Here is a 15,449-nt window from a genome sequence, read left to right on the forward strand (position 1 = left end):
GCCGCTGACCACAGCAGGCCCGGTGCCTACGCATTCAAGATACCAAGAAGGAAATTACCATGGCTGCATTCACTGCCGCTGACGTAAAGGCCCTGCGCGAGAAGACCGGCGCGGGCATGATGGACGCCAAGAAGGCTCTCGAAGCATCCAACGGCGATATCGAAGCCGCTGTCGACGCTCTGCGTGCCAAGGGCCTCGCCACCGCCCAGAAGAAGTCGAGCCGTACCGCTGCAGAAGGCCTCGTCGGCCTCGCCGTCGAAGGCACCAAGGGCGTGGCCGTCGAAGTGAACTCGGAAACGGACTTCGTTGCGAAGAACGACAAGTTCCAGGACTTCGTCCGCAAGACCACCACTGTCGCGCTCGGCGTGGACGGTGACGACGTCGAAGCCCTCAAGGCTGCCGGCTACCCCGAAGGCGGCACCGTCGCCGAGAAGCTGACCGACAACGTCGCCACCATCGGCGAGAACCAGCAGATCCGCCGCATGAAGACCGTTTCGGTCACCAACGGCGTGATCGTGCCCTACATGCACAATGCTGTCGCTCCCGACCTCGGCAAGATCGGCGTTCTCGTCGCTCTCGAAAGCGAAGGCGACAAGGCCAAGCTCGAAGACCTCGGCAAGAAGCTCGGCATGCACATCGCCGCTGCTTTCCCGCAGGCGCTGACCGCTGAAGGCCTCGATGCCGGCGTAATCGCTCGCGAGCGTGCCATCGCCCAGGAAAAGGCTGCCGAAAGCGGCAAGCCCGAAAACGTCCAGGAAAAGATGGTCGAAGGCGCGATCAACAAGTACGCCAAGGAAAACGCTCTGCTCAGCCAGATCTACGTGATCGACAACAAGACGCCGATCGCACAGGTCGTCGAGCAGGCTGCCAAGGAAGTCGGTGCCAAGGTCGAACTGGTGGACTACGTCCGCTTCCAGCTCGGCGAAGGCATCGAGAAGGAAGAGAGCGATTTCGCAGCAGAAGTCGCCGCAGCCGTCGCCGGCTAAGCGCTCTTCGCTTCTCAAGAAAATGGGCCGCCGGAGTTCGCTCCGGCGGCCTTTTTCGTTCAGCCGGTCGCTGCCAGCGCCAATTGCTGTGTCGAGGCATCGTAAACTGCATCGATACCTGCATCGCGAAGCATCGATGGACTGACGAATGCTCCTGCGGCCGAAGAGCTTGCCAGTGAGGTGTATTCTTCGGGAGCGATGCCGCGCTGGACGATTTCCAGTAAAGCGCCGAGCTGGACCCAGGCCAGTTCGTCCTCGACCAGGATGACGGCTTCCTGCGCAACCTTGCCGGTCATCGCGTTTTCCGTGTGTATTCCCGTCGGCTGTCCGGGAATTCCGTTCTTCGCCAAAGCGCCGCGCGGATGGGCGTTCTTCAACGCCTCCATCTTTTTACGAACCTCTCGGACTGCAGGAATGCCGTCACGATAAGAGTCGCGCAGCTCTTGTGCGCGGATCATTTCGCTTTTCGCGATGGGGATATCCCTCCGCACCCCTGCAACATGCACAGTGCGCGAATAGTCGCGGCGGACGTAGCGCGAGCTTGAGGGCTCGGCTTCTTCAGAATTCCCCTCGGGTTCGATGACGATCTCGATCTGCATATCTTCCAATGGTGCGGCATCGGTGCCGCCAAATGCCGCATTGGGGCCGAAGGATTCCTTGGCGAGCTTACCATTGGCAAGCGACGGACCGGTTTGGATTCCCGAGAAGATCGGGGGATCGAGCGGTCGCATGATAGCGTCCGCCTGCGTTTCTAATCTGCTTGCTGGCGCTTCTTGGGGTGGTCTCGTGGCGATCCGGGGTGTCGACGGCTCCAGCGTCGCCGGTCTCCAGTCATCGCGCTTTTTCGATCCTTGCGCCGCTATCGGTGCGCCTTGGACGCTCGCGAAGCTCGCCTTGGCCGGTTCTTCCGGGGCCAGGCTTACTGCAGGTAGCGTGACCTGCCTCGGGTTCATTTCGGTCCGGGAGGTGGGACTTTGAGGATCACTTAGCGACTTTTCCGTTTCTGCGTCCTTTCGGAGATGGGGCTCTTCCGAGAGCCGGTCGCTCAAGGTGTAGGCGAAGAATCCCACTGTGATTGCTGCGGCCGGTGTCAGGAAACCGGCGATATTGAGGGTCAGATGGCGACTGTCTCGCGCGCTGGGCTTTCCAGCCCTCTGTCGCCCGTGCGGAGACGACCGGTAGGTAACCACCGGCGGCGATCGAGCGGGTCCGAATATACGCGATCCAGCCAAAACTTGCGCCTCCCAGAAATCTGCCGGGATGGCCAAACCTTACACGCAATTATCAGGCCGAACAAAATCTGGACCCTCGGAGGTCGCTCCGGAGCCTTGTCCTTTTCAGATCAAGCTCGCGCGGTTATCGCGAGAGGCCAGATCACTCCGGTGGATTTCCTCACGCATGGCCGAAAACTTCGTCACCGATCCCTCCAAGCTGTCCGAAACCGCGATCACTGCAGATGCGGCGCTGTTTGGTGAGGGTATCGCATGGGACGATCACAAGATCGCCTACGCCATTCGCTATGCCGAAGGACGCGATGTGCTCGATGTCGGCTGCGTCGAGCATGATCCCGAAAATTACCGCAGCCCCTACTGGCTGCACAAGGCGCTGGCCGAGAAGGCCAAGTCTCTCAAGGGACTGGATCTGAGCAAGTCGGGTGTCGAATTCCTGCAGGCGCGAGGCTTCGATATCAGCCATGGCGATGCGCAGAATTTCGATTTCGAGCAGGATTTCGATGTCATTGTGGCCGGCGACCTCGTCGAGCATCTCGAAGACCTCGGTGGCTTCCTGCGCAGCGTGAAGCGCAACCTGAGGGCGGGAGGCGTGCTGGTCGTCTCTACGCCCAACCCCTGGTACTGGCGCAACGTGGTCAAGTCGGGTGTGAAGGGAGGGATCGTGGCCAACAATCCCGAACATACCTGCTGGCTCGACCCGGTCACCTTCGGACAGCTCGCCGCGCGGCACGGAATGGAACTTGGCGATATCCGGTTCGGATCGCGTTTCGCACGTGACCGGTTGATGCCCCTGCCCAAGGGTATCAAGCACACCAGCTGGCATTGCGCAGTCCGCGTAACGGGCTGAGCGCGAGATGCGCCCCTTGGCAGCGCGGCAGTAGGGCACTAAGGCCGCGCAAACCTACTGGAAAGAGAATCTCCCGCATGACCCTCCCCAAGATGAACCGCGTCCTTCTGAAACTCTCGGGCGAGGTGTTGATGGGGGACCAGCAGTTCGGGATCGATCCGGCCTTCGTGCTGGAGCTCGCCAAGGAAGTGAAGGCGGCCAAGGAAACCGGCCTCGAGATCTGCCTTGTCATCGGCGGTGGCAACATCTTCCGCGGCATGGCCGGTGCAGCACAAGGCATGGACCGCGCGCAGGCCGACTACATGGGCATGCTTGCTACGGTGATGAACGCACTCGCGATGCAGAGCGCGCTCGAGCAGATCGGTGTCGAGACCCGCGTGCAGAGCGCGGTGCAGATGGACCAGGTATGCGAGCCGGTGATCCGCCGCCGCGCCGAGCGCCACCTCGAAAAGGGACGCATCGTCATCTTCGCTGCCGGTGTCGGCGCACCGTACTTCACCACCGACAGCGGCGCTGCGCTGCGTGCCGCCGAAATGAAGTGCGACGCGCTACTCAAGGGCACCAGCGTCGATGGTGTCTATGACAGCGACCCGAAGAAGAACCAGGACGCCAAGCGCTATGAAACCGTGAGTTACGGCAAGGTGCTGGCAGACAACCTCAAGGTCATGGACGCAAGCGCCGTTGCGCTGTGCCGCGACAACGACATTCCGATCGTGGTCTTCTCGATCCGCGAGAAGGGCAATCTGGCGCGCGTGCTCTCGAACGAGGGCGTGCAGACCGTCGTGACCGATCACACCGCTTAAGAACGAAAGACAGGACGAGGAAGCCAACCATGGCCAAGTACGACAAAGCCGACATCGAACGCCGCATGAAGGGCGCAGTCGATAGCCTGAGGGGCGATCTTTCGGGCCTGCGCACGGGCCGCGCCAACACCAGCCTGCTCGATCCGGTCGTGGTCGAAGTCTACGGCTCGATGATGCCGCTGAACCAGGTCGCCACCGTTTCGGCGCCCGAGCCCCGCATGCTGAGCGTGCAGGTGTGGGACAAGGCCAATGTGACCGCGGTCGAGAAGGGGATTGCCAAGGCCAATCTCGGCCTCAACCCGATGATCGACGGGCAGAACGTGCGCCTGCCGATGCCGGACCTCACCGAAGAGCGCCGCAAGGACCTTGCGAAGGTCGCTAGCGAATACGGCGAAAAGGCCAAGATCGCGATCCGCAACGTTCGCCGTGACGGCATGGAAGCTCTGAAGGAAGACGAGAAGAAGAAGGAAATCTCGGAAGACGAGCAGAAGCGCATGGAAGGCGAAGTCCAGAAGATGACCGACGCCCACGTCGCCGAAGCAGACGAAGCCGTGGCCAAGAAGCAGCAGGAAATCCTGAGCCAGTAAGCGGCGCTCGGGGGCCTTGCAGGCATGACGGATACGACCCAGGAAGCCCGCCATGTTGCCATCATCATGGATGGCAACGGGCGCTGGGCGAAGCGCAAGCACCTGCCGCGCGCCATGGGCCACCGCAAGGGCGTGGAGGCGGTTCGCGAACTCGTGCGCAGCCTCAAGGACACGCCGATCGAGTGCCTGACGCTCTACGCCTTCAGCAGCGAAAACTGGAAGCGGCCTGACGAAGAGGTCGACGATCTGATGAACCTGATGCGCAAGTTCATCAAATCGGACCTGCCCGAATTCATCGCCAATGACGTGAAGCTGCACATCCTCGGCGACTGGCGCGGTCTCGCGCCCGATATCGTCGAAATGCTCGAAGATGCACTAGAGCAGACATCGAAGGGCTCGCGCACGCTCGCGGTTGCGCTCAACTACGGGGCGCAGGCCGAGATCGTCCAGGCTGCACGGCTGGCGGCCGAGGCCGGCGAGATTACGCAAGAGAGCATCGAGGCCAATCTCTATTCGGCCGGCCTGCCACCGCTAGACCTCCTAATCCGCACGAGCGGGGAGGTGCGGCTGTCCAATTTCCTCTTGTGGCAATGCGCCTATGCGGAAATGATCTTCACCGACGTGCTATGGCCCGACTTTACGCCCGCGCACCTGCAGGATGCGCTGGACCAGTTCGCGGGTAGGGAGAGACGCTTTGGCGGCAGGTGATGCAGCGGTGAAATCGAAGAATGCGGACCTGCCCATGCGGCTGATGTCCGCTGCGGTAATGCTTGCCGTCTCGATAGCCGCGCTCGTGGCCGGAGGCATCTGGCTGGACATCTTTATAGGCGCAGTTGTCACGGTGACGCTGATCGAGTTCGTGCTGCTGGTGCTCAAGGCGACGCAGGGCATGGCGACGCGCATTATCGCGATCGCTGCAGGCACGGCTTACATAGTTCTTGCGGGTGTCTTCCTGACCCAGCTGCCGACCGCGATGATTGTCGGGGTGGTGGGAACGGTCATTGCCGTCGACACCTTCGCCTACTTCTTCGGACGCACTATCGGCGGGCCGAAAATCGCACCTGCGATCAGTCCGTCGAAAACCTGGGCGGGCCTTCTCGGCGGTATCGTGGGTGCCAGCAGCTGGCTGGCCATCTTCATCTATTTCGCGGCGCGCCAGATCAGCGGAGCGAATACTCTTGGCTTCGAACCGGCCGAAATCGGCATGATCGTGGGGATAGGCGCTGTACTCGCCACTGCCGCACAGGCGGGCGATTTCCTCGAAAGCTGGCTCAAGCGCAAGGCGGGGGTGAAGGACAGTTCGAACCTCATCCCGGGGCACGGCGGCTTCTTCGATCGGACCGACGGCATGATCCCCGTGGCGCTTATCGCCGGTGCAGTGCTGGGCGGCGCATGACACGCTCGATCACCATTCTGGGCGCTACCGGTTCGGTCGGCGCATCAACCCTCGATCTGGTACGCCGCAACCCTTCCGACTGGCGCGTTACCGCGCTTACCGCGCACTCCAATGTCGAGGAACTGGCCAAGCTCGCACGCGAATTCGGGGCGGAGACTGCCGTGATCGCGGACGAAGCGCGCTACGAGGAACTGAAGCAGGCGCTTGCCGGATCGGATGTGGAACCTGCCGCCGGGCGCGCGGCGCTTTGCGAAGCGGCGGCAAGGCCGGTCGATATCGTCATGGCAGCCATCGTGGGTTGCGCCGGCCTCGGACCGGTCATGGCGGCGATCGAGCAGGGGACCACGATAGCGCTGGCCAACAAGGAAGCGCTGGTGTCTGCAGGCGAGGTGATGACCGCCGCGGTCGCGAAGCACGGCGCGACCCTGCTTCCCGTCGATAGCGAGCACAATGCGATCTTCCAGTGCCTGCAGGGCGGCAGGATGGAAGAGGTGCGCACGATCACTCTGACGGCAAGCGGCGGTCCGCTGCGGCTGGTCGAGGACCTCAATGCGGTCACTCCCGAGCAGGCTATCGCCCATCCGAACTGGGACATGGGCGCGAAGATCAGCGTCGACAGCGCGACAATGTTCAACAAGGGGCTCGAACTGATCGAGGCCCATCACCTCTTTCCGGTCGGGCTCGACCGCATCCGCATCGTGGTCCACCCTCAAAGCGTGATCCATTCGATGGTCGAATATCGCGACGGATCGACGCTCGCGCAGCTCGGCCCTTCCGACATGCGCGTGCCGATCGCCTCGTGCCTTGCCTGGCCTGCGCGCATGGACACGCCGATGGCACCGCTCGACCTTGCCGAGATCGGCGAGCTTACCTTCTTCAAGCCGGACGAAGCCCGCTTCCCGGCAACGCGCCTCGCGCGCGAAGCAGCCGAAGCGGGCGGGGCGGCTCCTGCTGTGCTTAACGCTGCCAACGAAGTGGCCGTGGCCGCATTCCTCGCCGGTAAGATTAAATTCAGCCGCATTGCGCTAATGGTGGAAAGCGTCCTGTCGGAAAATTCGCTTCCGCCCGCGCCGCGGACCCTTGAAGAGGTCCTGCGCGTTGATGAGGATGCACGCATGCGCGCCAACGCGATTATGGAGACAGCCTGACTTTGGACGGATCGATCCCCATCTGGGTTTACTACATCATCGGCTTCCCGCTGCTGCTGGGGCCGTTGGTGACCCTGCACGAGCTTGGGCACTACCTCGTGGGCCGCTGGTTCGGCGTGAAGGCAGAAGCCTTCTCGATCGGTTTCGGCAAGGAAATCTGGGGTCGGACCGACAGCCGAGGCACCCGCTGGAAAGTCAGCGCCTTGCCTCTGGGCGGTTACGTCCAGTTCAAGGGCGACATGGATCCGGCGAGCATTCCGCATCCCGAAGCCGCCGCCAATGCGACGCCCGAAGAGCGTGACGGCAGCTTCCATCACGCCTCGCTCGGCAAACGCGCCCTGATCGTCTTCGCCGGTCCGGCGATGAACATCCTCGTCACGCTGGCGATTTTCATCAGCTTTTTCATGATGTTCGGAAAGCCGGTTCCGGTGAACGTCGAAGAGCAGATGACCATCGGTTCCTTCTCCGAGGAATCGGCTGCACCTGCCGCCGGTCTGGAGGTCGGCGACAAGATCGTCTCGGTCGATGGCGAGCCTGTCGTTGGTTTCCAGGAGCTGATCCGCGCGGTCCAGCTTTATCCCAACACCGTGCTCGACATCGGTATCGAGCGCGACGGCGAGGAAATGGTTTTCCCGGTCCGAACCTACTCGGTCGAGCAGGAGGACCGCTTCGGCAACAAGGGCACGATCGGCCTGATCGGCATCACCGCGGCCGCCGAGCGGTCGCACTACGATTACGAGGACGTCGGCCTCATCCAGTCGGCCAAGCTTTCGCTTCAGCAAACGGGCATGCTGGTCGACATGATGGTAACCGGGATCAAGCAGATTCTGGTCGGCGACAGGTCGGTGAAAGAGCTCGGCGGGCCGGTCACGATCGGCAAGTATGCAGGCGAACAGCTGAGCCTCGGACCGCTCGCCTTCTTCAACCTGGCGGCGCTGATTTCGCTTAACTTGGCATTCATCAACCTCCTGCCAATCCCGGCACTCGACGGCGGGCACCTGGCTTTCTACGCGGCAGAGGCAATCCGCCGGAAGCCCTTGGGACCCCGCTCGACGGAGGTGGCCTACAGGGCCGGCGTGGCACTCGTGCTCGCCTTGATGGTTTTCGTCACCTTCATCGATATCGCCAAACTTCCCTTCTTCGGGAATTAGGCGGGGACAGGGCCGGTTGCTCCACCCGTAACGGGTGTCACACGGCTTGATTGGGCGGCCTGCATCGGGCAGGGGGCCATCTGGCCTCAGCGTGGGCGGGTCGATGGATTATTTGAGGACGGGAATTCCCTTGTCGATGACTGGATTTGCGACTTCCGCAAGCGAAGCGAAAATGCGCAGCAAGCGCGTGATGGCCGGCCTGCTGGCCGGAACCGTTCTCGGCGCTATGCCGGCAATGGCCCTGGCACAGGACGCCGATGCGACTGCCGCCTCCGGCGCTCAGGACGAGGGTCAGGACCAGCAGCCAGCCACTCTCCAGCAACAGGACGTCGTCCGGACCATCGCGGTCGCCGGTGCGCAGCGCCTCGAGCCGCAGACGATCCTGTCGTACATTCGCCTGCGTCCCGGCGATGCCTACACGCAGGCAGCCGGCGACCAGGTCCTGAAGGATCTCTACGCCACCGAGCTGTTCTCGAACGTCAGCGTCGTCAACGAAAGCGGCAATGTCGTCATCACCGTGGCCGAGAACCCGGTGATCAACCGTATCCTCCTCGAGGGGAACGAGCGTATCAAGGCCGACAAGATCATCCCCGAGATCCGTCTTGCGCCGCGCCAGATCTATACCCGCTCGAAGGTCCGCGCCGACGTGTCGCGTATTCTCGAGCTCTACAAGCGCCAGGGGCGCTTTGCCGCGACGGTCGAGCCGCAGCTCGTCCAGCTCAGCCAGAACCGCGTGGATATCGTCTTCGAGATCAACGAAGGCCCCAAGTCCAAGGTTCGCCAGATCAACATCATCGGCAACGAGCAGTTCTCGGATGGCAAGCTCAAGGGCGAGATGGTCACCAAGGAGGCGCGCCTCCTGACTTTCCTCAGCTCGAACACCAGCTACGATCCCGATCGCCTGGCCTTCGACCAACAGCAGCTTCGTACCTTCTACCTGACCGAAGGCTATGCCGACTTCCGCGTCGTTTCCGCCGTGGCCGAGCTTACGCCCGACAAGGAAGACTTCATCATCACCTACGTGGTTGAAGAGGGCGAGCGCTACAAGTTCGGCGAGGTTAAGGTCGATAGCCAGCTGCGCGACTTCGACAGCGAATCGATGAGCCAGCGCCTGCCGATGCAGACCGGCGACTGGTATGATGCGAAGCGGGTCGAGGACACGGTCGAGCAGCTCACCGACCTCGCGGGGACCTTCGGCTATGCCTTTGCCGACGTGCGCCCCGATTTCCGCCGCAACCCCGACGACCTCACTATGGACGTCACCTTCATCCTGCAGGAAGCGCCGCGCGTTTACGTCGAGCGGATCGATGTCAACGGCAACACGCTGACGCAGGACAAGGTCGTACGCCGCGAATTCCGCGTGGCCGAGGGCGATGCGTTCAACAGCCTCGCGATCAAGCGCTCGGAAGCGCGTATCAAGTCGCTGGGCTTCTTCCAGGAAAACTTCGAGATCACGCAGGTCGAGGGCAGTGCGCCCGACCGCATCGTGCTCGAGGCCAATATCGAAGAGCAGCCGACCGGCGAACTGCAGCTTTCGGCAGGCTTCTCGTCGATCGAACAGTTCATTCTCGCGGGCTCGATCCGCCAGCGCAACTTCCGCGGCCGCGGACAGACCATTGGCCTGAGCGTCAACTACTCGCGCTTCTCGCGCTCGGCGAACATCAGCTTCTCCGACCCCTATGTGTTCGACCGCAACATCTCGATGGGCGCGGACATCTACCACCGCGAGTTCGACAACGAACGCTTCACCACCAGCTTCAACCGCTACAAGCAGGCGACCACCGGTTTCCAGATGCGCGCGGGTGTGCCGCTGAGCGAGTACATGGCGCTGATCGGCAGCTATACCTTCAACTATGAAGACGTGACGATCGGTAGCGGCAACTTCAGCGATTTCGACGGCGACGGCATTCTCGAATGCACCAGCTCGCGCTTCGTCTGCGAGGCTGTCGGCCAGCGTACCTCGTCGATCGTGGGCCTGACGCTCAACTACGATTCGCTCGATAGCCGCCTGCGTCCCACGCGCGGCGAGCGTATCTCGGTGACCGGCGAAGTGGCCGGCCTCGGCGGCGACGTGAAGTATGCCCGCTTGCGCGCCAACATGGGCAAGTGGTTCCCGCTCGGCAGCGGGTTCATCTTCTCGGCCAATATCGAAGGTGGCTGGATCCACGCGCTGGACGATAATGCGGCGCCCGGCTTCGACGATGTCCGCCTGACCGACCGTTTCTTCCTCGGCGAAGCGCAGTTCCGCGGCTTCGACATCCGCGGCCTCGGCCCGCGCGTGATCCGTCTTGCCTATCAGGACCTCGACAACGATCCGGCGACGCCGCGCACGCTGCAGACGATCGAGGACTTCCGCAGCGTCGACAATCCGCGCTTCGACGATGCGCTGGGAGGACGCGCCTACTATCTCGGCCGTGCAGAGCTGGAGATCCCGCTCGGCTCGGGCGCTCGCGAAATGGGCCTGCGTCCGTCGATCTGGGCCGATGTCGGCTCGCTCTTCGCGATCGACCGTCCGCAGCTCGGCGATTTCCCGAACGGCTTCCAGGCACGCACGCTCGGCGGCCTGCCGGTATTCGAGGAACTGCAGTTCGATACCGACCTCAACCCGATTATCAACGACAACAACACTCCCGACGATCCGAGCGACGATTTCCAGGAAGTGCTGCAGTCGACCAACGAATTCAACGCCTTGGGCGATCCGAACGATATCGTGATTGACCCCAACAGCTACTATCGCGAGGTGCTTCTCGGCAACAGCCCGAGCCCCCGCATCACCGTAGGTATCGGTGTCAACTGGAACTCGCCCTTCGGTCCGTTCAGGATCGATCTATCGCATGCCATTAAAACGCAGCCGGGTGACGACACCAAGACCTTGTCCTTCAACGTAGGAACACAATTCTAATGAAACTCTTCAAGCAGACCCTCGCTGCCGCGAGCCTCATGGGCGCGGCCATCGCCGCCACCCCCGCAGCGGCGCAGGTTTCGGGCAACATCGCTGTCGCGAATGCTCCGGCGACGATCGCTTTCAGCAACTCGCTGAACACCGCCTTCCAGCAGGTGAACACCACCTACGCCTCGCAGATCACGCAGCTCCAGCAGAAGAGCCAGCAGCGCCAGACGCTGGTCCAGCCGTTCGACACCGATGGTGACGGCCAGCTCAACCAGACCGAGATGCAGGCTTACCAGGCAGCGCCGCAGGCTCAGCAGGTCCAGACGCTCGACCAGGAACTCGCACAGCTCTCCAACCAGGTCGACGCTGCGCGCGTCTACGCTGTCGAGCAGGTCCTCCAGCAGTATGCCACTGCGCTCCAGTCGGTTATCACGCAGAACAATATCGTTGCCGTGCTTTCGCCCGATGCCACGATCTGGTCGAATCCGACTGCCAACATCAACCAGAAGGTTCTCGACGCGATGAATGCCGCGCCGACGACCGTGCAGGTCACGCCTCCGCAGGGCTGGCAGCCCTCGCAGCAGTCGGTTGGTGCCTACCAGCAGGTCCAGCAGATCCGCCTGATCGCGGCCCGCCAGCAGCAGGCAGCGCAGCAGCAGCAGCAGCAGCAGCCGGCACAGCCGACCGGCCGCTAAGTTTTAGAAAACAAGGGGGATAGCAGATGAGCGATACCGGTTTCGACGTCGTCGAGGTGCTCAAGCGCCTCCCGCATCGCTATCCCCTTCTTCTGGTCGACCGCGTGAAGGAACTCGTCGTCGACGAGCGCATCCACGCGGTTAAGGCGGTCAGCTTCAACGAGGACTTCTTCCAGGGGCACTTCCCCGGCGCACCGATCATGCCCGGAGTGCTCCAGATCGAGGCGCTGGCGCAGGCTGCCGGCGTGCTCGCAGTGGAAAGCCTCGGTCTCGCCGGGTCGGGCAAGCTCGTCTATTTCATGGCGATCGAGAACGCGAAGTTCCGCGCCCCGGTTACGCCCGGCGTGCTGCTCGATCTCGAAGCCGAGTTCGTCCAGAAGCGCGCACGTGTCTGCAAGTTCGCCGGCAAGGCGAGCGTCGATGGCAAGGTCACTTGCGAAGTCAGCTTCACGGCGATGATCGCCGACGCACCCGAATAGGGTTGCAAATTTCCGCGCGCGGCGCTAACCGCGCGCCTTCTCCACAAACAGCTGGACCGGTCGGAACCGCTCCGAAGCTAGAAGGACGTTTACAATGAAGGCCGAAGGTCACCCCGATTACCACATGATCACGGTCAAGATGACCGATGGTACCGAATTCCAGACGCGCTCGACCTGGGGCAAAGAAGGCGACACGCTCGCTCTCGACATCGACCCCACCAGCCACCCGGCATGGACCGGCGGCAAGCAGCAGCTTCAGGAAGGCGGCCGCGTTGCAGCCTTCAACAAGCGCTTCGGCGGTCTGTCGCTCAAGAAGAAGTAAGCTTCTTCGAGACAGTACGAATTCAAGGGCGGTCCCGCGGGGCCGCCCTTTTCGTTTGGGCGACTAGCTGGCGCAGTCGATGCAGCGAGTCGCGATCGGGCGCGCTTCCAGACGACCCTTGCTGATCTCTTTCCCGCACTGGCTGCAGGTCCCGTAGGTCCCGCTCTCGATGCGTTTCAGGGCGAGGCGGATCTGCGCGATCTCGTGGCGCAACACTTCGTCCACCCCTTCGAGCGCTTCGTCATCGGCCAGGTCGATTGCCTGTTCGCTGAAATCGGCGTCCAGCGGCTGGCGCAGGTCGTCCTCGATCACTTCGGCGCGCTCGAGCAGCGCTGCGAGGCGTTGCTCCAGCCCTTCGCGGAAATTGCCATAGTCGGTCATTCGTGCCTCTCCATCGCTCTTGGGAGGCCATGATAACACCCTGCTCGTAGCTGGGACTTGATCTGGATCAATCACTGTGGCGGTCGAGGCGCAACGTGCCGACATAGGCGTAATCATTGCCATCGCCCGGATGATTCTGACCGTCGAACACCGGAACGTCGGGCAGGTCGTAGATCGAAATCCCGTCGATGCAGGCGAGATTTACGCCGTAGTGATCGGGCTCGGAACGCAGCTGGTGAAAGGGGTGGATGCCGCAGCGCGAGCAGAACCGGTGCTTCGCGGCACCGCTCCCGAAAGTGTAGAGCGTGAGCGCATCCTCGCCCTGCATGATATTGAGCGATGACATGGGCACGTCGATCATGACGACGCCTTTCATCGCGCAGATCGTGCAATTGCAGCGCCTGATCAGCGGATCTGCAGGCATGGTGACGCTGAACCGCACCGTCCCGCAGTGGCAGCCGCCTTCGTAAGCCTTGCCTTCTTCGAAGCTCACCATCCCCAGGGCCTTTCGCGGTACCACTTGGTGATCACGTATTTCACGCCCTTGCGGACCTTCATGCCGTGGTGGATCGTGTTCGGGTTTTCGCGCCCGTCGGGCCGCATGTTGTTCCAGCAGACCAGCTTGCCCGCCTCGGGCTGGAAAGTCTTCTTCACCGCCTTGAAACGGGTCGCACCGCCTGCCTCGACATCATTGAGGTAGATCATGAATGTCCAGGTCCGCTGGCCCGCGACCGAGCAGTATTTCTCCCAGTCCTGACCGTCACGATTGAAGTAGTCGCAATGCGGCTTGAACTCCTGGCCCACATCGTAGCGCTGGCCCTGGAGGGGTTCGCCATAGTCGGGGTCGATTCCGTTGAGCGCGGCGAGCATGGCTTCCAGTTCGCGGACGGCCGGTTCCTCGGCATCGAGGTCGCAGGTCTCGCTCGTGCGGAAATAGCGATCGTCGCCTTCGTCCGCGAGGGTGGAGGGCCTGCGATCCTTCTCGATCAGCGAGATGATCTTTTCGCGCAGCTCCTCGCCCACGAAATCGCGCAGCTGGAAAAGCTCGAGCTTATCTGTGGGGACCCGTTGTACCCCCGGTTTCGACAGCAACAATTGCGCGGAAGATTCGCCAGGTCCGGTCATGGCGAGGCAGGATAGAGCCTCAAGGCGCTGTCGCAAGGCGAGAAAGAAAGTTGCGCCAGTTGGCTTGCCTGCGCTTTTTCACTTCCCATTTGAACCTTGTTGTGCAACAGGCACGCGCCGTTGCGCAAGGCGGGTTGACGGCCTGCCTCTCGCGTATATGTGCCGCCTTCCCGGCAGCGTTCCGGGGGCGTGTGGCGATCGTAGCTCAGTTGGTTAGAGCGCCGGTTTGTGGTACCGGAGGTCGCGGGTTCGAACCCCGTCGATCGCCCCATTTTCTCTATGCTGCACCGGGTCACAAGTTACCTTTCAAGGGGGCGACGAGACCGATGACTGCATTCTGGACCGAAGCGGATTACGACGATCACGAGCTTGTCCAGCTCGTGCGCGACCCGAAGAGCGGCCTCACTGCGATTATCGCACTCCACTCGACCCATCTCGGCCCGGGCGCGGGTGGTACCCGCTTCTGGCACTATGCCGAGCCCGAAGCCGCCATGCGCGATGCGCTGCGCCTGTCGCGCGGCATGAGCTTCAAGAACGCCATGGCCGGCCTCCCGATGGGTGGCGGCAAGGCAGTCATCCTCGCCGACGAGAACAGGACCAAGACGCCGGAAATGCTCGCTGCGTTCGCCGATGCGGTCGAAGCGCTCGGCGGTCAGTATGTCACCGCCGAAGACGTCGGCATCTCCGAAGCCGATATGGCGGCCGTCGCACAACGCACGCAGTACGTCTCCGGCCTTCCGGTCGATGGCGAGGATGCAGCGGGCGGCGATCCGGGCCCGTTCACCGCGCTCGGCATCTTCCTCGGCATCAAGGCCGCGGTGAAGCACAAGCTCGGCAAGGACAGCATGGAAGGCGTCCACGTGGCGATCCAGGGCACCGGCAGCGTCGGTGGCGGCGTTGCTCGCCTGCTTGCCAAGGAAGGCGCCAAGCTCACCCTTTCCGACATTCACGAGGACCGCTGCGAAGCGCTGGCAACCGAGCTGGGCGCCGATACGGCAGCCCCCGATGCCGTTATGTCGGTCGCCTGCGATGTCTTCTCGCCCAACGCGCTCGGCGCGATCCTCGACGACGAAGGCGTAGCGCGCCTAGACTGCAAGATAGTGGCTGGTGGTGCGAACAACCAGCTCAAGCGCCCCGAGCACGGCCCGATGCTGGCAAAGCGCGGCATTCTCTACGCGCCCGACTACGTCATCAACGCCGGCGGCATCATCTCGGTCACGCTCGAATACCTGTGCCGCAACGACGGCGCGCCCTGCGACATCAACGAGGTGCGCAAGCGCATCGCGCTGATCCCGGGTCGCCTCGAGCAGATCTGGGAGCAGAGCGACAAGACCGGCGTTTCCCCCGACCAGGTCGCCGACAAGATGGCCAAGGAGCTCATCGGGCGCTAATCCACCTTGCGGCAGG

The 15,449-nt window shown here is 62.5% G+C and carries 17 protein-coding genes and 1 tRNA gene; 14 read left to right on the forward strand and 4 right to left on the reverse strand.

All coding sequences use genetic code 11. The features are described 5' to 3' along the window. Positions 1-59: 59 nt before the first annotated feature. On the forward strand, positions 60-986 hold the full coding sequence (gene tsf, locus K3163_RS05620; protein ID WP_221553448.1) for a translation elongation factor Ts: 927 nt from the start codon (positions 60-62) through the stop codon (positions 984-986). Positions 987-1,045: 59 nt separating this feature from the next. Here tsf and K3163_RS05625 read toward each other — a convergent pair whose 3' ends face one another. Further along, positions 1,046-2,056 carry a hypothetical protein gene (locus tag K3163_RS05625; protein ID WP_221553449.1) on the reverse strand — a complete coding sequence of 337 codons (1,011 nt, stop codon included), beginning with the start codon at positions 2,054-2,056 and terminating at the stop codon, positions 1,046-1,048. A 328-nt stretch (positions 2,057-2,384) separates the two neighbouring features. Between K3163_RS05625 and K3163_RS05630 the strand changes: the two genes are divergently transcribed. The 11 genes from K3163_RS05630 to rpmE all read left to right on the forward strand — a co-directional run bounded on the left by K3163_RS05630 (position 2,385) and on the right by rpmE (position 12,536). Next, positions 2,385-3,065, forward strand: a complete 681-nt coding sequence (locus K3163_RS05630; protein ID WP_221553450.1) for a class I SAM-dependent methyltransferase — start codon at positions 2,385-2,387, stop codon at positions 3,063-3,065. A 77-nt stretch (positions 3,066-3,142) separates the two neighbouring features. Continuing rightward, a complete protein-coding gene (pyrH, locus tag K3163_RS05635) occupies positions 3,143-3,868 on the forward strand; it encodes a UMP kinase (RefSeq protein WP_221428826.1) in 726 nt (241 codons plus the stop codon). A gap of 29 nt (positions 3,869-3,897) precedes the next feature. Next, a complete protein-coding gene (gene frr, locus K3163_RS05640; RefSeq protein WP_221428825.1) occupies positions 3,898-4,455 on the forward strand; it encodes a ribosome recycling factor in 558 nt (185 codons plus the stop codon). 24 nt (positions 4,456-4,479) lie between these two features. Next, positions 4,480-5,163: a polyprenyl diphosphate synthase gene (gene uppS / locus K3163_RS05645; protein ID WP_221428824.1), complete on the forward strand. Its 684-nt coding sequence runs from the start codon at positions 4,480-4,482 to the stop codon at positions 5,161-5,163. After that, entirely contained in the window at positions 5,150-5,851 is a 702-nt protein-coding gene (locus K3163_RS05650) for a phosphatidate cytidylyltransferase (RefSeq protein ID WP_221553451.1), read from the forward strand. The genes uppS and K3163_RS05650 overlap by 14 nt, the downstream gene beginning before the upstream one ends. Next, complete coding sequence (gene dxr / locus K3163_RS05655) at positions 5,848-6,999, forward strand: 1-deoxy-D-xylulose-5-phosphate reductoisomerase (protein ID WP_221553452.1); 1,152 nt, start codon at positions 5,848-5,850, stop codon at positions 6,997-6,999. Before K3163_RS05650 ends, dxr begins: the two co-directional genes overlap by 4 nt. A 2-nt stretch (positions 7,000-7,001) precedes the next feature. Further along, the gene (gene rseP, locus K3163_RS05660) at positions 7,002-8,150 is read left to right on the forward strand and encodes an RIP metalloprotease RseP (protein ID WP_221553453.1); all 1,149 of its coding nucleotides are present in this window, start codon (positions 7,002-7,004) and stop codon (positions 8,148-8,150) included. A gap of 172 nt (positions 8,151-8,322) precedes the next feature. Next, positions 8,323-11,052, forward strand: a complete 2,730-nt coding sequence (gene bamA, locus K3163_RS05665; protein ID WP_247712467.1) for an outer membrane protein assembly factor BamA — start codon at positions 8,323-8,325, stop codon at positions 11,050-11,052. Further along, positions 11,052-11,735 (forward strand): OmpH family outer membrane protein, encoded by a 684-nt coding sequence (locus K3163_RS05670; RefSeq protein WP_221553454.1) that lies wholly within the window; start codon positions 11,052-11,054, stop codon positions 11,733-11,735. The genes bamA and K3163_RS05670 overlap by 1 nt, the downstream gene beginning before the upstream one ends. Before the next feature lie 26 nt (positions 11,736-11,761). Continuing rightward, positions 11,762-12,214, forward strand: a complete 453-nt coding sequence (fabZ, locus tag K3163_RS05675) for a 3-hydroxyacyl-ACP dehydratase FabZ (RefSeq protein WP_221428820.1) — start codon at positions 11,762-11,764, stop codon at positions 12,212-12,214. A gap of 94 nt (positions 12,215-12,308) precedes the next feature. Continuing rightward, the gene (rpmE, locus tag K3163_RS05680; RefSeq protein WP_221428819.1) at positions 12,309-12,536 is read left to right on the forward strand and encodes a 50S ribosomal protein L31; all 228 of its coding nucleotides are present in this window, start codon (positions 12,309-12,311) and stop codon (positions 12,534-12,536) included. Between the two features lie 63 nt (positions 12,537-12,599). On the opposite strand, the gene K3163_RS05685 is transcribed toward rpmE, so the two are convergent. From K3163_RS05685 to K3163_RS05695, 3 genes are all read right to left on the reverse strand, one after another. Further along, positions 12,600-12,917, reverse strand: a complete 318-nt coding sequence (locus K3163_RS05685) for a TraR/DksA family transcriptional regulator (RefSeq protein ID WP_221553455.1) — start codon at positions 12,915-12,917, stop codon at positions 12,600-12,602. Positions 12,918-12,984: 67 nt separating this feature from the next. Further along, on the reverse strand, positions 12,985-13,413 hold the full coding sequence (locus tag K3163_RS05690; RefSeq protein ID WP_247712468.1) for a GFA family protein: 429 nt from the start codon (positions 13,411-13,413) through the stop codon (positions 12,985-12,987). Continuing rightward, on the reverse strand, positions 13,407-14,042 hold the full coding sequence (locus K3163_RS05695; protein WP_221553456.1) for a prolyl hydroxylase family protein: 636 nt from the start codon (positions 14,040-14,042) through the stop codon (positions 13,407-13,409). Before K3163_RS05695 ends, K3163_RS05690 begins: the two co-directional genes overlap by 7 nt. Before the next feature lie 194 nt (positions 14,043-14,236). On the opposite strand from K3163_RS05695, the gene K3163_RS05700 reads away from it, so the two are divergent. Both K3163_RS05700 and K3163_RS05705 read left to right on the forward strand, forming a co-directional pair. After that, positions 14,237-14,313 (forward strand) — tRNA-His (locus tag K3163_RS05700). A 55-nt stretch (positions 14,314-14,368) separates the two neighbouring features. Further along, positions 14,369-15,433 carry a Leu/Phe/Val dehydrogenase gene (locus K3163_RS05705; RefSeq protein ID WP_221428816.1) on the forward strand — a complete coding sequence of 355 codons (1,065 nt, stop codon included), beginning with the start codon at positions 14,369-14,371 and terminating at the stop codon, positions 15,431-15,433. The last annotated feature ends 16 nt before the right edge of the window (positions 15,434-15,449 follow it).

Source organism: Qipengyuania xiapuensis (assembly GCF_019711395.1).
Lineage (GTDB): Bacteria > Pseudomonadota > Alphaproteobacteria > Sphingomonadales > Sphingomonadaceae > Qipengyuania > Qipengyuania xiapuensis.